Annotated in this window: 23 protein-coding genes, 1 tRNA gene and 1 pseudogene; 13 read left to right on the top strand and 12 right to left on the bottom strand. The window is 63.0% G+C overall.

The window, feature by feature from the left end:
- The first annotated feature begins 42 nt into the window (after positions 1–42).
- A complete protein-coding gene (locus C7451_RS15780; protein ID WP_110299921.1) occupies positions 43–1,578 on the top strand; it encodes a flavin-containing monooxygenase in 1,536 nt (511 codons plus the stop codon).
- 3 nt (positions 1,579–1,581) lie between these two features.
- Here the strand turns inward: C7451_RS15780 and C7451_RS15775 are convergent, their stop codons facing one another.
- Complete coding sequence (locus C7451_RS15775; protein WP_110299920.1) at positions 1,582–2,391, bottom strand: PdaC/SigV domain-containing protein; 810 nt, start codon at positions 2,389–2,391, stop codon at positions 1,582–1,584.
- Positions 2,392–2,436: 45 nt separating this feature from the next.
- Between C7451_RS15775 and C7451_RS15770 the strand changes: the two genes are divergently transcribed.
- The 3 genes from C7451_RS15770 (at position 2,437) to argC (ending at position 5,851) form a co-directional block, all read left to right on the top strand.
- On the top strand, positions 2,437–3,840 hold the full coding sequence (locus C7451_RS15770; protein ID WP_110299919.1) for a leucyl aminopeptidase family protein: 1,404 nt from the start codon (positions 2,437–2,439) through the stop codon (positions 3,838–3,840).
- 113 nt (positions 3,841–3,953) lie between these two features.
- Entirely contained in the window at positions 3,954–4,916 is a 963-nt protein-coding gene (locus C7451_RS15765; protein WP_110299918.1) for a C40 family peptidase, read from the top strand.
- On the top strand, positions 4,913–5,851 hold the full coding sequence (gene argC, locus C7451_RS15760) for an N-acetyl-gamma-glutamyl-phosphate reductase (RefSeq protein ID WP_110299917.1): 939 nt from the start codon (positions 4,913–4,915) through the stop codon (positions 5,849–5,851). Before C7451_RS15765 ends, argC begins: the two co-directional genes overlap by 4 nt.
- Positions 5,852–5,864: 13 nt before the next feature.
- Here argC and C7451_RS15755 read toward each other — a convergent pair whose 3' ends face one another.
- The 4 genes from C7451_RS15755 to C7451_RS15745 all read right to left on the bottom strand — a co-directional run bounded on the left by C7451_RS15755 (position 5,865) and on the right by C7451_RS15745 (position 10,013).
- Positions 5,865–6,821: a sensor domain-containing diguanylate cyclase gene (locus tag C7451_RS15755; protein WP_110299916.1), complete on the bottom strand. Its 957-nt coding sequence runs from the start codon at positions 6,819–6,821 to the stop codon at positions 5,865–5,867.
- Between the two features lie 89 nt (positions 6,822–6,910).
- Positions 6,911–8,119, bottom strand: coding sequence for an acyl-CoA dehydrogenase (locus C7451_RS15750; RefSeq protein WP_110299915.1), 1,209 nt, complete (start codon positions 8,117–8,119; stop codon positions 6,911–6,913).
- 123 nt (positions 8,120–8,242) lie between these two features.
- Positions 8,243–8,515, bottom strand: a complete 273-nt coding sequence (locus tag C7451_RS20130; RefSeq protein ID WP_208625237.1) for a hypothetical protein — start codon at positions 8,513–8,515, stop codon at positions 8,243–8,245.
- On the bottom strand, positions 8,481–10,013 hold the full coding sequence (locus C7451_RS15745; RefSeq protein ID WP_110299914.1) for a cryptochrome/photolyase family protein: 1,533 nt from the start codon (positions 10,011–10,013) through the stop codon (positions 8,481–8,483). The genes C7451_RS20130 and C7451_RS15745 overlap by 35 nt, the downstream gene beginning before the upstream one ends.
- Positions 10,014–10,150: 137 nt before the next feature.
- On the opposite strand from C7451_RS15745, the gene C7451_RS15740 reads away from it, so the two are divergent.
- Entirely contained in the window at positions 10,151–10,567 is a 417-nt protein-coding gene (locus C7451_RS15740; RefSeq protein WP_110299913.1) for a DUF983 domain-containing protein, read from the top strand.
- A gap of 4 nt (positions 10,568–10,571) precedes the next feature.
- Here C7451_RS15740 and C7451_RS15735 read toward each other — a convergent pair whose 3' ends face one another.
- Positions 10,572–10,994, bottom strand: coding sequence for a DUF2147 domain-containing protein (locus tag C7451_RS15735; RefSeq protein ID WP_244181967.1), 423 nt, complete (start codon positions 10,992–10,994; stop codon positions 10,572–10,574).
- Between the two features lie 188 nt (positions 10,995–11,182).
- Between C7451_RS15735 and C7451_RS15730 the strand changes: the two genes are divergently transcribed.
- The 5 genes from C7451_RS15730 (at position 11,183) to C7451_RS15710 (ending at position 14,852) form a co-directional block, all read left to right on the top strand.
- On the top strand, positions 11,183–12,487 hold the full coding sequence (locus tag C7451_RS15730; protein WP_110299912.1) for an isoprenylcysteine carboxylmethyltransferase family protein: 1,305 nt from the start codon (positions 11,183–11,185) through the stop codon (positions 12,485–12,487).
- An 85-nt stretch (positions 12,488–12,572) separates the two neighbouring features.
- Positions 12,573–12,971 (top strand): c-type cytochrome, encoded by a 399-nt coding sequence (locus C7451_RS15725; protein WP_244181964.1) that lies wholly within the window; start codon positions 12,573–12,575, stop codon positions 12,969–12,971.
- A 97-nt stretch (positions 12,972–13,068) separates the two neighbouring features.
- Entirely contained in the window at positions 13,069–13,467 is a 399-nt protein-coding gene (apaG, locus tag C7451_RS15720) for a Co2+/Mg2+ efflux protein ApaG (RefSeq protein WP_110299990.1), read from the top strand.
- A 12-nt stretch (positions 13,468–13,479) separates the two neighbouring features.
- Positions 13,480–14,292 carry a LysR family transcriptional regulator gene (locus C7451_RS15715; RefSeq protein ID WP_110299911.1) on the top strand — a complete coding sequence of 271 codons (813 nt, stop codon included), beginning with the start codon at positions 13,480–13,482 and terminating at the stop codon, positions 14,290–14,292.
- Positions 14,289–14,852, top strand: a complete 564-nt coding sequence (locus C7451_RS15710; protein WP_110299910.1) for a GNAT family N-acetyltransferase — start codon at positions 14,289–14,291, stop codon at positions 14,850–14,852. Before C7451_RS15715 ends, C7451_RS15710 begins: the two co-directional genes overlap by 4 nt.
- Here C7451_RS15710 and C7451_RS15705 read toward each other — a convergent pair.
- The 3 genes from C7451_RS15705 to C7451_RS15695 form a co-directional block, all read right to left on the bottom strand.
- On the bottom strand, positions 14,797–16,098 hold the full coding sequence (locus C7451_RS15705; RefSeq protein WP_167398575.1) for a serine hydrolase: 1,302 nt from the start codon (positions 16,096–16,098) through the stop codon (positions 14,797–14,799). The genes C7451_RS15710 and C7451_RS15705 overlap by 56 nt on opposite strands.
- A 160-nt stretch (positions 16,099–16,258) precedes the next feature.
- Positions 16,259–18,250, bottom strand: coding sequence for a DNA topoisomerase IV subunit B (parE, locus tag C7451_RS15700; protein ID WP_110299908.1), 1,992 nt, complete (start codon positions 18,248–18,250; stop codon positions 16,259–16,261).
- Positions 18,251–18,424: 174 nt separating this feature from the next.
- Positions 18,425–19,186: a GcrA family cell cycle regulator gene (locus tag C7451_RS15695; protein WP_110299989.1), complete on the bottom strand. Its 762-nt coding sequence runs from the start codon at positions 19,184–19,186 to the stop codon at positions 18,425–18,427.
- 68 nt (positions 19,187–19,254) lie between these two features.
- Here C7451_RS15695 and C7451_RS15690 point away from each other — a divergent pair, with 68 nt between their 5' ends.
- Positions 19,255–20,133, top strand: a complete 879-nt coding sequence (locus C7451_RS15690) for an ABC transporter permease (RefSeq protein WP_279629503.1) — start codon at positions 19,255–19,257, stop codon at positions 20,131–20,133.
- 161 nt (positions 20,134–20,294) lie between these two features.
- Here the strand turns inward: C7451_RS15690 and C7451_RS15685 are convergent, their stop codons facing one another.
- Positions 20,295–20,849 carry a hypothetical protein gene (locus tag C7451_RS15685; protein ID WP_110299907.1) on the bottom strand — a complete coding sequence of 185 codons (555 nt, stop codon included), beginning with the start codon at positions 20,847–20,849 and terminating at the stop codon, positions 20,295–20,297.
- 289 nt (positions 20,850–21,138) lie between these two features.
- On the bottom strand, positions 21,139–21,465 hold the full coding sequence (gene hspQ / locus C7451_RS15680; protein WP_110299987.1) for a heat shock protein HspQ: 327 nt from the start codon (positions 21,463–21,465) through the stop codon (positions 21,139–21,141).
- A gap of 255 nt (positions 21,466–21,720) precedes the next feature.
- Here hspQ and C7451_RS15675 point away from each other — a divergent pair.
- Together C7451_RS15675 and C7451_RS15670 are read left to right on the top strand one after the other, a co-directional pair.
- Positions 21,721–21,810, top strand: a tRNA-Ser gene (locus C7451_RS15675).
- Positions 21,811–21,962: 152 nt separating this feature from the next.
- Entirely contained in the window at positions 21,963–23,228 is a 1,266-nt protein-coding gene (locus tag C7451_RS15670; RefSeq protein ID WP_208625235.1) for a tyrosine-type recombinase/integrase, read from the top strand.
- A 459-nt stretch (positions 23,229–23,687) separates the two neighbouring features.
- Here the strand turns inward: C7451_RS15670 and C7451_RS15665 are convergent.
- Positions 23,688–23,867: pseudogene (locus C7451_RS15665) on the bottom strand (integrase core domain-containing protein); the annotation flags it as partial.
- Between the last annotated feature and the right edge of the window lie 96 nt (positions 23,868–23,963).

Raw genomic sequence — 23,963 nt, 5'->3', positions numbered from 1 at the left:
CGGAGAGCCGCAAAAGCGGCCTCGCGACCGGAGAGACTAGCCATGAAGCATGAAAAGCCGTCCGACCTCATCGCTGCATCGCATGTCGATGTGCTGATCATCGGTGCCGGAATTTCCGGCATTGGCATGGCGGTGCATCTGAAGGAAAAATGCCCGGATCGGACTTTCGCAATTCTTGAGCGGCGCAGCGATATCGGCGGGACCTGGAACCTGTTTCAATATCCCGGCATCCGCTCCGACAGCGACATGCACACTCTGGGATTCGAGTTCGAACCCTGGCGCGAGCAGAAGGCGATTGCCGATGGCCCGTCGATCCTGAGCTATCTGAAGCGGATCAAGGACGAGCGCGGCCTCAATGATTACATCCGGCTTGGACACAAGGTGCTGTCGGCGAGCTGGTCGAGCAGCGAGGCGCGCTGGACAATCGCGGCCGAGGTCGAAGGCCCCGGAGAAAATGGTCCCCGCGTGCAGCACCTGACCTGCAGCTATCTGTTCATGGGCACCGGCTATTACGATTACGATCAGGGCTATGACCCCGAGTTCGCCGGGCGCGAGAGCTTTGGCGGGCAGATCATCCATCCCCAGTTCTGGCCGAAGAATTTCGACTATGCGGGCAAGCGCGTCGTCGTGATCGGATCGGGCGCGACGGCTGTGACCATCGTGCCGTCGATGACCGACAAGGCCAAGCATGTGACCATGCTCCAGCGCACGCCGACCTGGTACTGGAGCCGCCCGGCCAAGGACTGGCTGGCCAACTCGCTACGCGCTATCATGCCCGACGAATGGGCCTATCGCCTCATCCGCTTCAAGAACGTGCGGATGCAGCAGATCGCCTTCAGGCGCGCGCGCGAGAACCCCAAGAAGGTCGGCGACTATCTGCTCAAGCGGATCCGCAAGATCATGGGCAGCAAGATGCACGAGCCCGATTTCCAGCCACCTTATGGCCCCTGGGAGCAGCGCCTGTGCCTGGTGCCCGATGGCGACATGTTCAAGGCGATCCGCGACGGCAAGGCGGATATCGTTACCGACCATATCGACCGCTTCACGCCCACCGGCATCCAGCTGAAGTCGGGCAGGCATCTTGATGCGGACGTGATCGTCACCGCGACCGGCCTCAAGCTCGCCATGGCCGGCAAAGTCGATTTCTCGGTCGATGGCCAGCCGCTCGATTTCACGCAGCATTTCTATTACAAGGGCTGCATGTTCAGCGATGTGCCGAACATGGCGATCGTGTTCGGCTATCTGAACGCCTCATGGACGCTCAAGGTCGATATTGTTGCCGATTTCGTCTGCCGCCAGCTCAATCACATGGCCGCCACCGGCAGCGAGATCGCGGTGCCGGTGCTGGGCAGCGATGGCCCGGTGAACGAGGAGCAGATTTTCGATTTCTCGTCGGGCTATGTCCAGCGCGCGCTCAATATCCTGCCCAAACAGGGCAACCGCATGCCCTGGCGGCTCAACCAGGATTATCTGTTCGACCGCAAGGTGCTGCGCGAGGAAGCGGTCGACGATGGCGTGCTCGCCTTCCGCAAGGCCGAGGCCGATGTCGAGGCGCCGACCGCGATTGCGGCAGAATAACCCTTATTCTGCCGGATTGCTGAACGCGGCCCGATAGGCGGGCTTGATCGCAGCCAGGGTATCCCGCGTCACTGCGACGCTGATCTCATAGGCTCCTTCGGCATAGGGCCCGGCAACATAGGGGGCGGCCACGAACATGATCCGGTCAAATCCGTCATTGCCGACCGCCGAAGGCACCACTGTCAGATCACTGAACGGCGGGCAGACGTTGAACATGTCATCGGGATCGTCCGACATGTATTCGCCGCGCCGCTGCAGCCGTTCGGCGTTCAGGGCGTCGCAATAGGGTTTGCGCATGGGCTCCAGCGCCGCGCTCATGTCGGTAAACAGCTCTTCCGGCTTGATCCGTTTGCCCGCCGTTTTGTCCCAGAGCAGAGCTTCATAACCGGTATTGCCATGCGCGCCGCCCGAATAGCTGCTGATCTCGCCGAGCATGGCGAGCAGGGGCGCGGTGTTGCCGGTGCTCGTCCAGCTTAGCCCCATCATGTGCGGATTATAGGGATAGTCATTGGCCTTGGCGTCCTTCTCTGCCTCGGCCGCCTCGCTTTCCAGATTGGCGAGATCCTTGGCGCGTTCGGCTTCCAGCAGGCTTGCGAGCTCCGGGATCGCCGCCGCTTCAGCCGGATAGGCATAGCTGAAGGTGAACGTGTCGGTTTCGCGAGCGAACGTGACGGGCGGAGCCGCCTTCTGCTCCGCCTTTTCACGCGTTGCGCTGCTCGCCTCGGGCGCATCCTGGCCGCAGGCCGCCATGGCGGGCAGCATCAGGGCCGCCAGCGCAGTCAGCGCCAGATGAACGGGTTGGCGGATGGTCATGATTCTCTCTCGCAGTTGCGCGCCATATTGCTGTAAGAGCCGACAATGATTGATTTGTCCTCCCTCGTCCAGCCGGACCTCGGCCAGCAGGCCCGCACCATCCACCTCGTCGACAAGGCGGGGCTTGCCGATTGGCTGAAGGCCGCGCCGCCGCGCGTGCGCAACCATCTCGCGGCGATGCGCTTTTCTGCCCGAGCGCACGAGATGCTCGTCGTGCCGGGCGATCAGGCGGACGACTGGGCTGTCGTGCTGGGCGTTGCCGATGCATCCAGCCTGAAGCCCTGGTGTCTCGCCAAGGTGGCAGAGCTGCTGGCAACAGGTACGTACCGGCTGGCAAACGACGCCCGGCCCGGCGATGCGCAGATCGGCTGGGCGCTCGCGCAACACCGGTTCACCGCCTACAAGAAGGTTGAGGAAAACCCGCAAGGGCCGCGCGTCCTGCTCACCAACGATCCTGCACATATGGACGCGGCGCTGGCAGAAGCGGAGGCAACGGCCTGGGTCCGCGACCTGGTCAACACCCCCGCCGAGGACATGGGTCCCGCAGCGCTGGAAGAAGCGGCAGCGGAACTCGCGCGCACCTATGGCGGGCTGCTCGATGTGACGCGCGGCGATGCGCTGGAAACGCATTATCCGATGATCCACGCGGTCGGACGGGCCGCAGGGCGCAGCCACGCGCCGCGGTTGATCGAACTGCACTGGGGCCGCGACGATCATCCGCGCGTCGCTATCGTCGGCAAGGGCGTATGCTTCGACAGCGGCGGGCTGGATATCAAGCCTGCATCGGGCATGCTGCTGATGAAGAAGGACATGGGCGGCGCCGCGCATGCGCTGGCGCTCGCGCAGCTGATCATGCGGCTGAAGCTGCCGGTGCGGCTGCACCTGCTGGTCGGCGCGGTCGAGAATGCGATCTCGGGCAACGCCTTCCGTCCCGGCGACGTGCTGAGGAGCCGCAAGGGGATCACCGTCGAGATCGGCAATACCGACGCCGAAGGGCGGCTGGTGCTGGGCGATTGCCTGGCCAAGGCGAGCGAGGCAATGCCTGACATGATCCTCGATTTCGCGACGCTGACGGGTGCGGCGCGTGTCGCGGTGGGACCGGACCTGCCCGCGCTGTTCTCGAACAGTGATCCACTCGCCGATGGGCTGCTGTCGAGCGGCACGATGGTTGGCGATCCGTGCTGGCGGCTGCCGCTCTGGGCAGGTTACGAGGACATGTATGCAAGCGACATTGCCGATATCGGCAATACCGGCGGAGCCTTTGCCGGCGCGATTACCGCTGCGCTGTTCCTGCAGCGCTTCGTCGGCGAAGGCCTGCCCTGGGCGCATTTCGATACCTATGCCTGGCGACCGACACCGCGTCCCGGCCAGCCCAAGGGCGGCGAGGCAATGGGGTTGCGGGCCAGCTGGCATTATCTGCGCAGCCGCTATTCGCCTGATCCGGCATGACGGGGCTTGGACAAATGCCGATGGTTCGGCTATCTGGCGCGCCTGCCTGCGGCCTCTGCCCGGGCTCGGACACGGAAATCTGCGGCGCAGCAGGGCTTGAGGGACTGGGGTAATTGACACATTCGACACGTTCTGCGGCGGAAGCATCGCCGGTGGATGCCGGATCGGCGCTGCAGGACAGCCCTGACGCCGCTGCGATCCGGCAACGCTTCGTGCTCAGCGGTCCGGTTGCCGATTACGATCCGCGCGTCACGCCGATCCGCGGCGATCTGGCCGATATTGCGCTGGCCGGGCGGTTCTTCGCGCCGCATTATGTCGCGCCGCAGCTCCACCGGGTGAAGGCCGATGGTGCCATGCTGCGCAAGGCGGGCAACCGCGATGCCGAAGCGGTCAGCCAGCTGCTGGCCGGCGAAGGCTTTGCCTTGCTGGATAGCGCTGGTGAGTGGGGCTGGGGCTATGGCGTGCACGACGGCTATTGCGGCTATGTGCTTCTCGACGGGCTGACTCGCGACGACGCGGAGCCGACCCATGTCGTGCATGTTCGCCGCGCCCTCGTCTTTGCCGAACCCTCGATCAAGACTCCGGTGGTGGCGAGCCTGCCGATGGGCGCGCGGATCGCGGTTCAAGGCGTGAGCGAATGCGGCAGATTCTTCGCTGTCGAAGGCGGGTGGATGTCGGTACGCCACGCGCTCGGCCTTGATGCGCTGACCTGCGATCCCGTCGACCGGGCGCTGCAACTGATCGGCGCACCCTATCTCTGGGGCGGTCGCAGTGGTGACGCGCTCGACTGTTCGGGGCTGGTGCAGCTGGTGCTGATGCTTGCTGGACATGCTGCGCCGCGCGACAGCGACCAGCAGCGCGATGCGCTCGGCAGGGCGCTTGCCGATCCGGAGCCGCTCCAGCGTGGCGATCTGGTCTTCTTTCCCGGCCATGTCGGGATCATGGCGGATGCCGACACACTGGTGCACGCCAATGCCCACTGGATGCAGGTGGTCGCAGAGCCGCTCGCCGATGTGATCGCGCGCTTTCCCGAAGACACGCCCCAGCCGGTCCTGGCGCGCAAGAGGATCGGCTGATGCTCAAACTGTTCATCGATGGCGCCGCAGGGACCACGGGTCTGGAAATCGCCGAACGCATGGCGGGGCGGGGCGAGTTCCGCCTGATCACGCTGTCCGACGCAGACCGCAAGAGCGTGTCCGCGCGCGCCGCCGCGATCCAGGACGCCGATTTCGTCATCCTGTGCCTGCCCGATGCCGCAGCGCGCGAGGCAGTGGCACTGGGCGAGGGGGCAGATACCCGCTTCATTGATGCCTCGAGCGCGCACCGCGTCGCCGATGGCTGGACCTATGGCTTTGCCGAACTGCGTAAGGGCCAGCGCGAGGCGATCGCGAACGCGCGGCTGGTGAGCAACCCCGGCTGCTATCCCACGGGCTTTCTCGCGCTCGTCGCTCCTCTGGTAGCCGAGGATCTGCTGCCTGCCGATCATGGCTTCATCGTCAATGCGGTGAGCGGCTATTCAGGCGGCGGCAAGGATCTGATCCAGCGGATGCAGGTCGACGCGCCCGAGATCGGTTTCCGCGCCTATGCTCTGGGGCTGGAGCACAAGCATCTGCCCGAGATGCAGGTCCATGCTGGCCTCAGCCGTGCGCCGATCTTTGCCCCGGCGGTGATCCGGGCCTTCCGGGGGATGCTGGTCGATGTGCCGCTGTTCCTCGATCCCGAGCTGGGCTTTGCTGATGCGCGGACCTTGCACGCAGCACTCGCCGATCACTATGCTGGCGAGTCGCTGGTGACGGTTGCGCCCATCGATGCCGCGCCCGGCGAACTGCTGGTGAGCGAAGGCGATGCAGCGACCGACAGGCTGGCGCTTCATGTCCTGCCGAGCGCCGATGGCTCGCAGGTGCGGCTGATCGCGATGCTCGACAATCTGGGCAAGGGGGCGAGCGGCGCGGCGGTTCAGAACCTGAACATCATGGCCGGGCTCGACGAACTGGCAGGGCTTCGCGCCTGAGACGAGGCTGGGATCAGGCGCGCAACGCCGTCTGCTTGGCGGCATAAAGCGCACGGTCGGCGCGCGCGAACATCGCTTCGGCATCATAGGCCATCGCGTTCTCGGCAATCGCGATGCCATAGCTTGCGCCCACTTCCATCAGGTGCCCGTTCCAGACGATCGGCGTCTTGAGCAGGTTGATCGCCTCTTTTGCGCGCCGGGAAATCCGCGGCAGGTGCCGGTTGCTGGGCAGCAGCACAGCAAATTCGTCGCCGCCCACCCGAGCCACCATCAGCGCATCGAAAAAGGCCTGGGAAAGGCGCTTGCCGAACTGCGCCAGACAGGCGTCTCCGGCAAGATGGCCGTACCGGTCGTTGATCGCCTTGAAGCCATCGACATCGAACAGTACCAGCGCGCCCAGTGGACGCAGCACCGGGTTGGACCGGCTGGCATCAAGAAATTGCGACTGGAACAGGTGCCGGTTGGCAAGGCCGGTCAGGCAATCGGTCTCCGCCGTGGCGCGGAGTCGCTCGTGCTCGGCGCGCTGACGGGTGATGTCCTGCTTGGTGCCGGTCAGCCGGGCCGCCCGCCCTGCAACGCATTCCACCTGGGCCGTGATCTGGATCCAGCGATCTTCTCCTCCGGGCTGGGTAATGCGGGCGTCGAGGGCGAAGCTGCCGGACCGTTCTATTGCGTGCGAGCGCACCCGTTCCAGCGCATCGCGCGATTCCGGATCGTAGAGCTTGATGATTTCGCTGCGATGGACATCGCCTTTCAGTGGCACGCCGAAGATATCGTAAAGGCTTCGCGTCCAGATCAGGCTTTCCGTCTTGAGATCGCATTCGAACACGCCGATGCCGGCACGGTCGAGGCTGCGCAGCAGACGCAAGGGGTCGGGCCGATCGATGCGACCGACTGTTTCCTCGGAAAGGTCGGAATCGTCCCAGTCCTGATGGCCGGTCGACCCGAAGTCATGAATATACCCGTCCATCACCGCTGAATGCGTCGCTCCCTGGCCAGCGCCAAGAGCTAAATGGATCGGGTTAATGCTGCGTTACCAATGGGATGAACCAAGGTCGCTCAGAAAAACGCCTGAATACCCGTTTGCGCGCGGCCCAGGATCAGCGCGTGGACATCATGCGCGCCCTCATAGGTGTTAACCGTTTCCAGGTTCACCATGTGGCGCATCACCTGATATTCCTCGCTGATGCCGTTGCCGCCGTGCATGTCGCGCGCCATGCGTGCGATATCGAGCGCCTTGCCGCAATTGTTGCGCTTGACGATCGAGATCATCTCCGGCGCGAACCGGCCCTCATCCATCAGTCGGCCGACGCGCAGAGATGCCTGTAGGCCCAGGGAAATCTCGGTCTGCATGTCGGCGAGCTTCTTCTGGAAAAGCTGGGTCGCGGCGAGCGGCTTGCCGAACTGGACGCGGTCCAGGCCATATTGCCGCGCGGCGTGCCAGCAGAATTCCGCTGCACCCATCGCGCCCCATGAAATGCCATAGCGTGCGCGGTTGAGGCAACCGAACGGGCCTTTCAGTCCCTCGACATTCGGCAGCAGGGCGTCTTCGCCGACCTCGACCTCGTCCATCTGGATCATGCCGGTGGTCGAGGCGCGCAGGGAGAGCTTGCCCTTGATCTTGGGGGCGCTCAAACCCTTCATTCCCTTTTCGAGGATGAAGCCGCGGATCGCGCCGCCATGCGCATCGGACTTGGCCCAGATCACGAACACATCGGCAAACGGGCTGTTCGAGATCCAGGTCTTGGCGCCCGAGATGACATAGCCGCCATCGACCTTCTTGGCGCGGGTCTTCATGCCTGCGGGGTCCGATCCCGCATCGGGTTCGGTCAATCCGAAACAGCCGATCAGCTTGCCCGAGGTGAGGCCCGGCAGATACTTGCGGCGCTGCTCGTCACTGCCATAGGTGTTGATCGGGTGAATGACGAGCGAGCTTTGCACCGACATCATCGATCGGTAGCCGCTGTCCACCCGCTCGACCTCGCGGGCGATCAGGCCATAGGCGACATAGCTGGCTTCGGCACCGCCGAATTCTTCGGCAATGGTCGCGCCGAGCAGCCCCGCCTCACCCATCATCGGGAAGAGTTCGGGCGCGTCGATCTCCTCGCGGAACGCATCGATCACCCGCGGTTGCAGCACGTCTTGCGCAAATCCCCGTGCACTCGCCTGGATCAGCCGCTCCTCCTCGGTCAGCTGCTCGTCGAGCAGAAAGGGGTCTTCCCAGGTGAAGGGGATGGTTTCGGCCTTGCGGATGGTTTCGTGCTTCATGGCACAAGGTCTAGCGCAGCTTGGGCCGTGCTCCAACCGGATTTTCGCGCTGCCGATTGACGTTTACGTCAAGTCTGCGCGGTGAGCCGTTGTCCGTTTTCGACACATGGTTGGCATTAACCATCAATTGCCATAGGCAATGGTTAAAAATGCGTTAACTCCTGAGGGATGCAACGGCTTCAATTTCTTCGCGCACCGGCTCAGCCCCACAGTTTTCGTGGCAGTCTTGCCCCGCGCATCCTTGCTGCGACCCCAGTGGACGAACCGGAAGTGCGCGCAAAGCGCAAACGCGCGCAGCGAAACGAGGAAATCCGGCTTTTCTTTCTGAGCTTTACCGCGTTCTTTGTTGCGATCAGCTCGTTCATCTGGTGAGCTGATCCAGAAAGCGCTTCGCATCGGTGCGGATCGTCTGCTTGTCCTTGTCTGCCCGCTTGGCCCAGTTTCGATAGGGCATGGCAAGCCGCTGGTTCTTGCCCAGCACCTCTTCGTTGCGGTCGAGAAAATCCCAGTAGAGCAGGTTGAACGGGCAGGCCCTGGCCCCGGTCTTGGCCTTCACGTCATAACGGCAATGTCCGCAATAATCGGACATCGAATTGATGTAATTGCCGCTCGAGGCATAGGGCTTGCTCGCGAGCAGCCCGCCATCGGCAAACTGGCTCATGCCCAGCGTATTGGGCAACTCCACCCATTCGTACGCGTCTGCATAGACCTCCAGATACCATGTGTGCACCGCATGCGGATCGATGCCGGCGACCAGCGCGAAATTGCCGGTAATCATCAGCCGCTGGATATGGTGCGCATAGGCATGATCCATGGTCTGGCCGATCGCCTGTTTCAGGCAATGCATGTCGGTCTGGCCGTCATAATAGAAGCCGGGCAGCGGGCGGGTTGCGTTCAAAGCGTTGCGTGTCGCGTAGTCCGGTCCTTCGCGCCAGTATATGCCGCGCACATATTCGCGCCATCCGATGATCTGGCGGATGAACCCCTCGGTGGCATTGAGCGGGGCCTTGCCCTCCCGATACGCCTTTTCCACGGCACGGCACAGGTCAAGCGGATCGAGCAGCCCGCAATTGAGATAGGGCGACAGGATCGAGTGCCACAGGAACGGCTGATCGGTCAGCATCGCGTCCTGGTAATCGCCGAACTTCGCCAGCGCGTGCTTGATGAAATGCGCCTGCTGCTTCTTCGCATCCTCCAATCTGGTGGCAAAGGCGAAATGGTCGAGGCTGCCAGGATGGTTGCCGAACCGCCTTGCCACCAGATCGAGCACTTCGCACGTGATCGCATCGGGCTTGAAGCGCAGCGGCTGGGGTATCAGCAGCGGCTCGTTGGGCGGCGGCTTGCGGTTCTCGCTGTCGTAATTCCACTCGCCGCCCTCGGGCTTGCCCTCGTCGTCGAGCAGCAGGCCGGTCTTGCGGCGCATTTCGCGATAGAAGAATTCCATGCGCAGCTGCTTGCGGCCTTCCGCCCAGGCGTCGAATTCTTCGTGCGTGCAGACGAACCGGTCATCCTCGCGAAGCTCGACCGGCACGTCGAACCGGTCTGCCCATTCCTCCATCGCCGCTCGCACGCGCCATTCGCCGGGCAGCGTCGCGATGATGCGGTCCGGCCGGTGGCGTTCGATCGCGCGGGCAAGCTCCCCGGTGAACGATCCTGCATTTTCGGCGTCGTCGAGCCTGACATAATCGACCGCCCAGCCCGCCTCGCGCAGCGCCTCGGCATGGTGCCGCATGGCAGACAGGATGAAGGCGATCTTGGCCTTGTGGTGGCGGACATAGGTCGTTTCCTCATCCACCTCCATCATCAGCAGCACCGCCGCTTTCTGCTCCACGCCTTGGAGCGCGGAGAGATTCGGGCTGAGCTGATCGCCCAGGATCGGGATGAGTATGGTCATGAAGGGCCCCTGTCGTGCGAGCCTTTCATGATGGGGAGGCTCGCCCGTCAATCAATGGCTGAAGGCCACTATGAATTGCGGCATCAAGGGCGTAACGCCGATCGGGCCAGTGCCGAGGCTGACCGGGGACGAATGCCATGCCGAATACCGCACCGCGCGCTGTCGAGGAGCCGAGCGCCGTGGTCGCCGCGCTCAGGGGGCTGCGCAACCATTGTCCGCGTTGCGACCACAAGCCGCTGTTCGCGCGCTATCTGAAGCCCGTCGAGCGTTGCGCATGTTGCGGCCAGGACTGGACGTTGCACCAGGCCGACGATTTTCCTGCCTATATCGCGATCTTCGTCAGCGGCCATCTGCTCGCGCCGGTGCTGATCGCGGCGGGGTCACACGAGTTGCTTCCGATGGGCTGGCTTGCGCTGATCGCAGTGCTGGGCGCGCTGCTGCTGACGATCGTGATGCTGCAACCCGCCAAGGGCGCGGTGATCGCGCTGCAATATCACTGGCGGATGCACGGCTTCGACCCCGCAATGCGCGAGGCCGATCAGCGCGAGGGCTGACCGGTCAGATCTTCTTCCAGACCTGCGACTTGCACAGCAGGCCGCCCAATATGCAGCCGCTGATCTTGATCCGCCGGTTGTCCAGCTGAACGATCTTCGAATAATAGGTATCGCCCAAGTCCGGTACGAAAACACGGCCCTTCCAGTGACCCGGCTTGGTCTGGTGATAGTCGCGCAACAGGCTTGTGCCGATGAGATTGGGCGTGCCTCCGGCTGCGGCGTCCCTCTTGGCAAGATCGCTGGCCCAGCTGACCTTGCCGCAAAGATTGTCGCCGCACGGCTGGGTAATGACGCGGACATCGCCGGTCGGATTTTCCCATGTCCCGTGAATGGTTTCGGACCCGGCCGCCTGCGCGCCGATGCCCGTCATGAAGATTGCCAGTCCCGCTCCTGCGAGACCACGCGCCCGCCAACGCCCCAGATACATGCTACAGCCCTTTGCAACCCTGTTCCCGGCATCTCCCTAGTCAGGCCATGCCCCATGCCGGGCTTACGATTAGGGCACGTTCATGTTCCCAAGTCGAGTGGCATTTGCTTCAGCTCGGCGCTTTGCCACGACCGGGAATGCGTTTCCTTCATCCAATTCTTACCAATATCGGTTAAAGGCTGGGCGTCATGACCCGCAACGCGTCGCAACTGTCCGATCCCTGTCCGCCCAGCGCGGTCAGTCATGGCGCCGGCCTTGTCGGGCTCGTCGGATTGATCGGCTGGGTCATGCTGGCGCGCCATTATGGCTGGAACGGGCCCAATGCGGCGCTGGTCTGCTGCGTCGCGACCGGCCTGCCGATGGTGCTCTGGTCGCTTCTTGTCGACAAGGTCCATCGGCGGCCCAGCACCGGCATCGACTGGTCGAGCCCGCGCGCGGTCAAGGATGTTCTCGACATCAGCACGATCAAGCTGACCGGCCTCTGGCTGACCTGGTCGCTGATCGCCGCGATCTATGCTTGCGCCCGCTGGTACTGGACGGGCAGTTACCAGTTCTCGATGGCCGTGTTCATCTACGCCGCGCCGTTCCTTTTCTTCCTCTCGATCCCCTATGTCATCTGGATCGACCGCTTTCTGAAGGAGCCGCGCGACGGAGCGTGGCATTTCGGCGCGATGATCTCTGGCCAGGCGGGCTGGGAGAGGGAACAGATCTGGCACCATCTTCGCGCGTGGGGCGTGAAGGGCTTCTTCCTCGCCTTCATGCTCTCGATCGTGCCGGGCGGCTATGCCGATATCGTCAACGCCAATGTCGCCGAGATCGTCACCAATCCGGTGTGGATTGCCAACTGGCTGATCATCGCGATGTTCCTGGTTGACGTTCAGTTCGCCACCGTCGGCTATGTGCTGACCTTCAAGCCGCTCGATGCGCATATCCGCACCGCCAATCCCTATATGGCAGGCTGGGCCGCAGCCTTGATCTGCTATCCGCCGTTCATCCTGATGGGCGACAACGGTCCGCTCAACTATCATGTCGCGACCGCCGACTGGGCCTATTGGTTCGAAGGGCAGACGGCGCTGCTCGCCATCTGGGGCGTGTGGCTGGTGTTCCTGACCGGGGTCTATGCCTGGGCCACGGTCGCGTTCGGTATCCGCTTTTCCAACCTCACCCATCGCGGCATCCTGACGCACGGGCCGTATCGCTGGACCAAGCACCCGGCCTATCTGTCCAAGAACGCCTATTGGTGGTTTGCGACCATGCCGTTTCTGGTCACCAGCGGCTCCTGGCAGGATGGGCTGCGCAACACGGTGCTGCTGGCTGCGGTATCAGGCGTCTATTACTGGCGCGCGCGGACCGAGGAGCGGCATCTGATGGCCGATCCCGATTATGCCGCCTATGCTGCGTGGATGGATCGTCACGGCCCGGTGCCGCGAGCCATTGCCTGGCTGACCGGTCGGCGCGGCAAGGCCGATCCGTTCGTCGCGCCTGCAGAATAGGTGCCTGTTCCTGCGCAGCGTGGCTGGTAAACCATCGACTTGCTCCCATATCCTGCGCTCGTAGCTGGACATGGTGGAGAAGACCTTGATCGACATTCGCGTTTTCCAATTTGGTCTGCTGGGCACAGGGCTGATGGCGCTCGCCATGGTGTCCGCCATGGCGCAGACGGCGCCGCAGGGGGGCAATGCCGAGCGCGGAGCGAAGGTCTATCAGACGAACTGCACGGGCTGTCATGCCCTCGATGCCAATGGCGTGGGGCCTGCGCATCGCGGTGTTTTCGGTCGCAAGGCGGGCAGCGCGCCGGGTTTCGATTATTCTCCAGCGCTCAAGAAGGCAGGCTTTATCTGGGACGCGGCGAAGCTCGACAAATGGCTTGCCCATCCGCAGGGGTTCGTGCCCGGCGCGAAGATGCCCTTCCGCCTGATGAACGTGCAGCAGCGCGCCGATGTGATTGCCTATCTGAAGAAGGAGAGCGGCAAGTAGTCCCGCTGGTGCTGGCGCACGAATTTATCCCTGATGCCCCCTTTCGCAGCCGGGCCTAAAGAGGCATATTGACGGCATGGACCGCTTCAAAGACAGCATGGACAGGTTCTTCGGCCATTCGGCCACCACCCAGGGCATCACGGTGCGGGTGGCGGTCAGCTTCCTGCCAGATCGGTCCAGGGCCGACAGCGCGCGGTGGTTCTGGTCCTATCACATCCGTATCGAGAACCATTCGGACCAGGCGGTGCAATTGCTCACCCGCCACTGGGTCATAACCGATGGGCGCGGCGGCGTGCATCAGGTCGATGGCGAGGGCGTGGTCGGCGAACAGCCGGTGATCCAGCCTGGTAAGGCGCATGATTATGTCTCCGGCTGCCCGCTCAACACCCCGACCGGGCGAATGGAGGGTATCTACCGCATGCTGCGCGACGACGGCCAGCTGATCTCGGTGGAAATTCCGCGTTTTCCTCTGGTCGCCCCGGCGGTTGCCGATTAATCACCTTTTCCCATGAAGCGTACCCATCTTCCGCTCAACGGCCTGCGCGTGCTCGATGCCGCCGCCCGGCACCTGAGCTTCACCCGCGCGGCCGATGAACTCGCGGTGACGCCCGCCGCCGTGGGTCAGCAGATCCGCGCGCTCGAGGAGATGCTGGGCGTCGTGCTGTTTCGCCGTACGCCCAAGGGGCTCGAACTGACCGACGAGGCAGGCGCGGGACTCGATGCGCTGCGCAGCGGCTTCCTGCAGTTCGAAGAGGCGGTGCGGGCGATGCAGCAGGGCCAGTCGAGCTTTCGCCTGACCATCGCGGTGCCGCGCGACTTTGCTGCCAAATGGCTGCACCACCGGCTGATCGGCTATGCCGCTGCAAACCCCGAAATCCGCTACACGCTGGTATCCGGCGACAGCGATATCGACTTTACCGAGGCCAATCTTGATTGCGCCATCCGCCTTGCCGACGGCCCGGCCGAGCTGGAAGGCGCGCAGATCGGCCCGGCGCAATTCGTCACGGTTTCCGCACCCGGCTATCAGGGCGAGCGTCGGATCGACTGGCCCGGCTGTCAGCGCGGCGCGGGCGAGGACGAGGCAGATGACTCGACCGTGATGCAGGTCGCCGATGCAGGTCTGGGGCTCGATGCCGCGATTGCAGGCTTTGGCATCGTCACCGTGCCCTGGCTGCTCGCCGAGCGCGATCTGACCGAGGGGCGGCTGGTGGCGATCGGTGAGGTGCGCGACTCGCGCCGTGCCTTCTGGGTGGTCGCGCCGACCCCGCAATGGCGGCAGAAGAAGGTCAAGGCGCTGGTCGCCGCGCTCACCGCAGCATGAGCGGCCGTCCCGTCCTGACGAGCGACCGGCTGACGCTGCGCCAGGTGCGCGTGAGCGATGCCGAGGCGCTGTTCGAGGTGCTATCCGATGCCGAATTGATGACCTGGTGGTCGTCCGGCCCGCACCAATCGATCGAGGAAACCCGCGCCTATATCGAACCGGCGACCGGTGGCGGCGGTTGGCGCAGCTGGGCGATCACGCGCTCCGGCGAGGATGTCGCGCTCGGCTGGGTCAATGCGCATCAGCGGCGCGAGAATGTCAGCGAGATTGGCTATATCCTGGCGCGCCCGGCCTGGGGGCAGGGGATTGCGCGCGAGGCGGTCGGCATGGTGCTCGATCAGCTGTTCATTGCCGAAGGCCAGCGCCGCGTCTTCGCCGATACCGATCCCGAAAACCGCTTTTCCATCGCGCTGCTGAAGAAGATGGGCTTCCAACTAGAAGGCCATCTGCGCGCCGAGTGGGAAACGCATATCGGCGTGCGCGATACCCTGTTGTTCGGACTGCTCAGGGACGAGTGGCTGGCGCAGCGAGCTGATCGAGCAGCCGCGCCATCAGCGTGACGAAACCGGGCTGGTCGATCTCTGCTGCGGGATTGTTGACCAGTGCGCTGACGATATAGCGCTCGCCGGTCCTGCTTGCTGCGAGAAAGCTCATCCCCATGATCCCCGGCTCCGATCCGCCCTTGTAGCCAAGATAGGCCCAGCGCCCCGCATTGACCGGGGGAATGCCGGGGTTGATCCTCAGGATCGCGCGCGTGACCTGATCGCCCTCGCGTTCGAGCATCGCCAGCAGCCGTGCGATGTCTGCGGGGCTGGCGAACCATTCGATGGTGTCGATCTGGTTCGGGCCGCCGGTATAGACCGAGAGGTCGAGATTCTTGAGGCGCAGTACATCGCCCGCCTCGGCGAGCAATAGCGTCTGCGCCGCATCGTCGGCAGCGAGAAAGCGGTCGCGCACCCCCGAATTGGCCGCCATTTTCAGCCCGGTGACGGCTTGCGTGGACAGCAGCGGGATCATGTCCGATGGCCGGGCATGGCCGCTCGCCCGCACGATCGCGGCGAGCCTCTCCTGCCCGATCGCCGCAATCAGCGTGTCCGTGGCGCTGTTGTCGCTGACCGATATCATCAGCGTCGCCAGTGTCTGCAGCGTCATCGGAGCATCGTCGGGCCAGTCCTGGCTGATGCCCGACGGGTGCGATTTCTGCGACAGCACCAGCACGTCGCTCCACGAGCGCTCGCCCGCACGCACCGCTCGGTCGAGCTCGGCGAGCACATAGAGCTTGAAGACGGAGGCAATGGCGAAACGGTCGTTAGCGTTGTGCGCCACGATGGTTTCGGCGCCCGTGTCGGTCAGCTTCTGCACGATCAGCCCGGTGCGACCGGGCAGCGCGGCGATTTCGGCCATGATCGTGTCGAGGCTGTCCCCCTCGGTGCGCGTGCCGGTGATGAACAGGCCGGAGAGCTTGCCGTCCAGCATGCCGATGGTGAAGGTGACGATGGCCCTGTCGAAACGGATATCCACGCTGGCCGCCCGCGCATCCATCGGCCGCACCGCGACCACCGCCTGCGCCTCGCCGTGCTGCGCCTTGAGACCGGCGAGCACTGGCGCGAGCTGCGCTTCGGGCACAGCAGTCATGAAGGCGGGGTTGAAGATGTCTGCGGCTTTGGCCTTGCCTTGCAGGAGGGTGAGGACATTGCTGGCCGCCTGGTCGAAGCCGGGGGAGGGGGTTGTGGTGGATGCGGGGGGTGTCTGCGCGTGGGCTATGGGGGCCGCGATCGCGAGGCCCAGCGCTGCGATGGTCGCCATCAATTGGCGAGATATACGCGCAGGTCCCTCGACTTCGCTCGGGACAAACGGAGAGAAGAGCAATCCCGCATCACGACATGACGACATGCGCATGAATTTTCCGTTTGTCCCGAGCGTAGTCGAGGGACGTTTCACGAACAGGCCCCCCAGGCCCAAACTCTTACGCGTCGATCGCTTCACGGTCGACCTGGGCTGCGTGGTTCTGGATGAAGTTGAACCGGTGTTCCGGGTTCTTGCCCATCAGTTCGCCGACCAGTTCCTTCACCGCCGCATATTGCTCATAGGCAGGCGGCAGCGTGACTCGCAGCAGCGAACGGGTCGCGCGGTTCATCGTCGTCTCGCGCAGCTGGCCGGGGTTCATCTCGCCCAGGCCCTTGAAGCGGCTGACCTCGACCTTCTTGCCCTTGAGCACCGTCGCCTCCAGCTCCGCGCGATGCGCATCGTCGCGCGCGTACCAGCTCTTGGCCCCGACCACGAGCCGGTAAAGCGGCGGCTGCGCGAGGTACAGGTGCCCGGCCTTCACGATGTCCGGCATTTCCTGGAAGAAGAACGTCATCAGCAGTGTCGCGATATGCGCGCCGTCGACATCGGCGTCGGTCATGATGATGATGCGGTCGTAGCGCAGCTGGGCCGGGTCGCAATGCTTGCCCGTGCCACAGCCAAGCGCCAGCGCGAGGTCGGCGATTTCCTGATTGGCCCCGATCTTGGCGCTGTTGGCGGAAGCCACGTTCAGGATCTTGCCGCGAATCGGCAGGATCGCCTGGGTCTTGCGATCGCGCGCCTGTTTGGCTGATCCGCCCGCACTGTCGCCCTCGACGATGAATATCTCGGTCTCCGCGCCTTCGACCCCGGTGCCGTCATTGCTACAATCGGTCAGCTTGCCCGGAAGCCGCAGCTTGCGCGCACTGGTCGCGGTCTTGCGCTTGACCTCGCGCTCGGCCTTGCGCTTCAGCCGCTCGTCCATCCGCTCGAGCACCAGCCCGAGCAGCGCCTTGCCGCGTTCCATATTGTCGGTGAGGAAATGATCGACATGGTCGCGGATCGCCGCTTCCACCAGCCGCGCCGCCTCGGGCGAAGTCAGCCTATCCTTGGTCTGGCTCTGGAATTGCGGATCGCGGATGAACACCGAGAGCATCAGCTCAGATCCGGTCATCACGTCCTCTGCGGTCAACCCAGCTGCCTTCTTGTTGCCGATCAGCTCGCCAAAACCGCGCAGCCCTTTCAGGATCGCCGCACGCAGACCTGCCTCGTGCGTGCCGCCATCGGGCGTGGGGATGGTGTTGCAATAATAGCTGTAGCTTCCATCGGACCAGAGCGGCCAGGCGACTGCCCATTCGACCCGGCCCTTGTCTTCGGGAAAATCCTGCCGCCCGGCAAAGAAATCCGATGTGGCGCACTCGCGGCTGCCGAGCTGCTCGCGCAGGTGATCGGCAAGCCCGCCGGGGAACTGGAACACCGCCTCGGCCGGCACCTTGTCGTCGGCCAGTTCCGGGTCGCACTTCCAGCGGATCTCGACTCCCGCGTACAGATAGGCCTTGGACCGGGCGAGCGCGAACAGCCGCGCCGGCTTGAACTTTGCACCAGCACCAAAGATTTCCTCGTCAGGCACGAAGCTGATCGTGGTACCGCGCCGATTGGGCGCCGCGCCCACCTTTTCCAGCGGTCCCAGCGGAGCCCCGCGCGAGAAGCGCTGCGCGTACAGCTCCTTGTTGCGCGCGACCTCGACCAGCAATTCGGTCGACAGCGCGTTGACAACGGAGACGCCGACGCCGTGCAGGCCGCCGCTGGTGGCATAGGCCTTGTTCGAGAACTTGCCGCCTGAATGCAGCGTGGTGAGGATCACCTCGAGCGCGGACTTGCCCGGATATTTGGGATGCGGATCGACCGGGATGCCGCGGCCATTGTCGCTGATCGTCAGATGGTTGCCCGCGCGAAGCGTGACTTCGATGCGGCTGGCATGGCCTGCGACCGCCTCGTCCATGCTGTTGTCGAGCACTTCGGCCGCCAGGTGGTGCAGCGCGCGCTCGTCGGTACCGCCGATATACATGCCGGGCCTGCGCCGGACGGGCTCGAGCCCTTCCAGCACCTCGATCGCCGAGGCGTCATAGGCTTCGGCTGCAGCTGCGGACTTGGCGAACAGATCGTCGGACATGCCTGCAGCTATAGGGCGCAATACCCCTGTCGGGCAAGCCGCCCGCCCGACTTATCCGCCAGAATGTTCAGGCTTTGATCGCATCATATTCCTGCCGCCTTCGATGGCAGGAACATGAAGGCCTGTGACCGCATTTTCCGAGCCGTTGCCCGTGAACGGTCAACTCGAAAAAATTCAGCGAACCCGTGGGCCGCCGAACGGCATCGGTGGCGGCGGACGACGCGTGCCGCGCGGCAGCTGCGCCTGATAGGCGCGGCCGCAATGCTCGACGCAATAGGGGAAGCCGGGGTTGACGGCCTCGCCGCAGAAATGGAAATCCGGCTCGCCCGGATGGCCCATCGGCCAGCGGCAGATGCGATCGGTCAGATCGAGCAGGCTCGTCTTGTCGGCGATTTCCGGGCTGGGGCGCGCCGGCACCAGGCGGCGCGGCGGTGCGGGCGGAATCGGTGCCTGCTGGTCGCCCGGGCCCTGGCGCAGGAATCCGCCGGGGCCGACCGAAACGATGCGCGGCTGCGGCTTGGGCTCGGGTGCGGCTGCCAGTTCGGCGCCATCGTCGAAATCGTCCTCATCCTCATCGGCCGGAGGCGCGGCCTCTACGGGGCGCGGTTCCGGGGCAGGGGTGGGAGCCGGAGCAGGCGCAGCGCGCACCGGCTTGGCGGCGACGGGCGCGTCAACCTTGAACGGAGGTTCGTCGGCCGCAACCTCGGCTGCCGCCTTCTTGGCTGGCTTGGGGGCGGCTTCCTTTTTGGGCGCGGCCTTCGGCTTGGCTTCCCCTGCCTTGACCGGCGACGGGCGCGACTTCAGGCCCAGGCGATGTGCCTTGCCGATGACCGCGTTGCGGCTGACCCCGCCCAGCTCTTCTGCGATCTGGCTGGCGGTGAGGCCTTTCTCCCACATGGTTTTGAGCTGATCGATGCGCTCGTCGGTCCATGACATGAAAAGCAATTCCTTCTTGACCACTTGGGGCTTGCCCGGTCTGGTGTCCGCCGATAGGCGCATCCACCATGAACGATCAAGCACCAAATCCCCCCGCTGGCGTGGCCCAGACCGGCACAAGGCCGGAAGTGCGATCGCCGAGTCCCTTTGCGGAACCCGGCACCGTAAGGATCAGCGCAATAAACTGGGGAGGACTGAAAGCCCTCTATATGAAAGAGGTGCGCCGGTTCTTCAAGGTGCAGTTGCAGACCATCTGGGCGCCAGCGATCACCACGATGCTCTACCTGGTGATTTTCACCGTCGCACTGGGACGCAGCGGGCGTATGGTGCTCGACGTGCCCTTCGGCGATTTCCTCGCTCCTGGCCTCATCGTGATGGCGATGATGCAGAACAGCTTTGCCAATTCGAGCTTCTCGCTGCTGGTCGGCAAGATTCAGGGCACGATCATCGACTATCTCATGCCGCCGCTGTCCGAAATGGAAGTGCTGGTGTCGCTGGTTATCGCGGCGGTGACGCGCGCGTTTCTTGTTGGCGCCGCCGTGTGGCTCGCCATGCTGCTCTGGCCCGGCATCCACGTGATGCCGCAGCATCTCTGGGCGATCCTGTGGTTCGGCTTGATGGGCGCGGTGATGCTCGCCTTCATGGGCGTGCTCACCTCGATCTGGGCAGAGAAATTTGATCATGCCGCCGCGATCACCAATTTCGTGGTCGCGCCGCTCGCGCTGCTTTCGGGCACCTTTTATTCGGTTGATGCTATGGCGCCCACCTTCCGTGCTTTGAGCCACGCCAATCCGTTCTTCTACGTGATCTCGGGCTTTCGCTACGGTTTCATAGGCACGACCGATTCGCCGCTTCTCGCCGGATCGCTGCTGCTGCTCGGCATCAATGCCGCGCTCGGCATCGGCTGCTATGCGCTGCTGAAATCGGGATGGAAGCTGCGCTCCTGACCGGCAGGCGGGGATTTCACCAGCAGCCAGCAGCGCTTTTGTGCGAGTTCGGGCCGGGTCCGCTTTTTGGGAGATTAGCTGGGTGCCGGAATGAAGGGGATCGGGTGGAAGGGGGGCGGCGTGCCTTTAGGCGCTTCAAGCCGGACGGACTTCTGCCTGCCTCAGACATCCCCAAGCATGTCTATATCGAACTCCGAAATCACAGATGCGCGGTAGATGTCGGGAACCTTCGCAACGCGCCGGTCTTCAGAAAACTCCACAACTCGGCATATTTCCTTGCGCTGATCTATCGGTGATTTGTTTTTAGTCAGCAGTGAAACACAAACTTCCGGTGGTGAGCCTTGCTGCTCGACCACTCTCCAACTGCCATTAAGCTGCGCCGCTATCGTCTCTTCGACACTCGCCCACCAAGTGCCATCAGCATTGAATTGCTCGGCTCGGGTTGGCGTTGGTTGACCCTTGCGACGATCAAACCGTTTATCCGAAATCAGGATCCGAAGCTCGGCACCACTCGTGGGACGTGAATAGGCCAAATCTGCCAATCCTCCCTGCAGTTCATCAGTTTGGGTTGATGTTGGCATCTGAGACTGCCGCTTCGCTGCAGAAGGTTGGACCTGCGTGTCGTCGTCGCTTACGGCTTTGATCTGCGATGCCTGAGGTTCGCAACCCATCGTCAGCACAACAATACAAATCATGCCGGGTCGCGAGAGAACCATGTCCGGTCAACTTTCGATCAAAAATTCCCATCCCAGTTACCTGATCCATCCGCATCGTGCCAGTTGGCAGCCTAAGGGCCTCCAAATTTCTTCGGTTTCTGGGCGGCTATTGGCAAAAAAGGGCCCGGTTCGAGATGCCCGGATTGGGATCGAAAGCAGAAAATCCGAATTTTCTGGGTCTACGCGAAAGCGATCCGTCAGCCTGCTAGGTGTCGGCGATGTGGCTCGGTCGGGTTTGCCAATTCAGCCTGTATATGTCGGGAGGGCGCAGCCCATTGGATGACGCGCGTCAGTGCATCGTGCGCAGGCGATAGCGCCCGTCGCTGAACGGGCCGAACAGCTGCGGCACCGCGGGATGGTCCACGGGGCCGTTGCTGTCGTCCTTCACCAGGTTCTGCTGGCTGACATAGGCGATATAGCTGTTTTCTGCATTTTCGGCGAACAGGTGATAGAAGGGCTGGTCCTTGGCCGGGCGCAGTTCCTCGGGGATCGATTCGTACCAGTCCTCGCTGTTGGCGAACACCGGATCGATATCGAAGACCACGCCGCGAAAGTCGAAAATGCGGTGCCGCACGACATCGCCGATCGCATAGCGCGCCTTTGCCACGCGCGGCATCACCACCGCACCGGAACCGGCGCTGCCATCGGGTGCATCGTCTTGGCCGAAACGGAAGGGATTGTTGCTCATAGGCTTAATCTAAGGTGTTGCGGCGCAGCATACAAGCTTTCCGGCACGCACACGCCGGATTCCCCCTTGGCAAGCATGTCGCCTTGCGCTAATGGCCCGCCTTCTCGCGGATCGACCACGCATTTTCATGCCCCGCGAGAACCGAATGGATCGCCGAAACGCAAGCGTTCGGCTCGCCCGGCCGGAGAGGTGGCAGAGTGGTCGAATGTACCGCACTCGAAATGCGGCGTGGGTGCAAGCTCACCGTGGGTTCGAATCCCACCCTCTCCGCCAGTCGTTCTTCCATACCGCTCCTCGATCGTCTATAAACCCCTGCGAATACGGGGTTTTCTCCGCTTCATCTGTCTACGCAAGGCCACCCCTTTCCGGGGTAAGCTAGTCGTTCTTGGGGGTGTGGTCGGGGGTAGGCCGAAGACCATGGGGGTATGATGCTCACGGATACCGCAGTGAGGGCGGCCAGGCCGCGGGACAAGGATTACAAGTTGAGTGACGCTGGAGGGCTCTACCTTCACGTCTACAAGACCGGCCGAAAGGTCTGGCGGTTCAAGTTCAGGGTTCAGGGCCGCGAGCAGTTGCTTACATTTGGCGGCTACCCCGACGTCCCGTTGCGCGAGGCGCGCGAGCGACGTGATGAAGCCAAGCGCGCTCTCACCCAGGGGATTGATCCTCGGCAGTTACTGCGAGGCGGCGAAGCAGCAGGCGGCGGTACAAGCACCACAGACTTTGAAACAATGGCAAAGCGATGGTGGGCCATTCAACAGCCTAAATGGACTGATCGTCATGCGCATGATGTCCTGCACAGCCTGCAGCGTGACGTGTTCCCCGAGATTGGGCAGATGCCGATCTCTGAAATCACGGAGAAAACTATCCTCGCTGTGCTGCGGGACGTCGAGGCTCGGGGAGCGATTGAAACAGCGAAAAGGCTTCGTCAGAAGATTGGCGGCGTTTTTGCGTTTGCAATCGCGGAGGGTGAATGCGAGCGGAATCCAGCCGCTGGTATCGGGCCGGCACTGATGCCGATGAAGCCGAAACGGCCGCAGCCTTCGATCACCGACCTGGCCGAATTGAGAGCGATGCTGATCAAGGTGGAGAGCATGCCGATGCAACCTGCCACCAAGCTTGCCAATCGGCTGTTGGGGCTGACGGCGGTAAGGCCTGGCACCCTCATTGGCGCGCGCTGGAACGAATTCTCGTCATTTGATGCGGAGAAGCCTTTGTGGCGCATCCCGGCAAGCCGAATGAAGATGCCGAAGGCTGAGAAATACCGGTCAGAGAAAGATCACGTCGTGCCGCTCGGCCCGCATCACATTGCTGTCCTTCGAGCATTGCATGTGATCTGCGGCACCTCCGAATATCTGTTCCCGAGCCTGTGGGATATCCGCAAACACATGAGCGAGAATGCTCTCGGATTCATGTTGAAGCGTGCAGGTTTTCAGGATCGTCACGTGCCTCATGGCTGGCGCGCGTCCTTCTCCACTATCATGAACGAATGGGCGATCAAGAACGGCACGCCCAACGACAGCAGGATCCTCGATTTGATGCTTGGGCATGCGCCAAAAGACCGGGTCGAGGCGGCATACAATCGGGCACAGTTTGACGACAGGAAGCGAGAGCTGGCGCTGATATGGGCAGAAATGCTGCTCGATGGGCTTCCTGCGGCGCACACCTTGCTGGAAGGGCCTAGGAAGTAGCCGCGGCGTGATTGCCGCGGCTGCCTGTATCATGGCGAGGTGCGAGCAGTCGGCTGGACATCGCTCCGTGTCGGTTGATCGAACAGACTGGGGGCCAATTACGGTCGATCAGATTGTAAGGATAGCAGTGTGAATGTGATAAGCAGGCGAAACCATCTCGTGATGGTCAGCATCCACCACCCAGAGGGTGGGCATGACGGAGCAACGGAAAAGTTGGCGGATCCAACACCACTGCGCGCGACAAGGGAATAGTCGGCAAACTGTACCCTCCGTACTTGCGGGGCGCCAACCAAATACCAAACCATTTTGGTCCATGAACCACGCCGGTGATCTAACAATCTTGAAATTTATATTTAGACTTTCAATTAACATTAAATATTCATTGCAAGTTTGTATTTGACTATTGAAGAGTATTCTATATTTCAGTTGACGTGGCCCCCAGCTTTCCTCCAGCGGGGATTAGAGCCGGGCGGTTATTTCGCGCATCAGCGCGGTTGAAGCAATGGGCTGCGTAGCGGAGCCCGTAGGGCGTAGCGAAGCAGGCCATTGCTTATTCAGTTCGGCGGCGAACGCCGCCGGGGTTGCGTAGCCAAGGGACGAGTGTGGTCTCTCCCGGTTGTAATCCTCGACCCAGGCAGCGTGTCCCCCGTCAGCACCAATGGCACAGATTTGAGGTTGTGATTTAAGGAGGGTTGGGGCTTCGTCGTAGTGACGAAGGAACGAAGATGAAGACCC

The organism is Blastomonas natatoria (assembly GCF_003201955.1).
GTDB lineage: Bacteria > Pseudomonadota > Alphaproteobacteria > Sphingomonadales > Sphingomonadaceae > Blastomonas > Blastomonas natatoria.
This window is presented reverse-complemented; position numbering and strand designations above follow the sequence as displayed.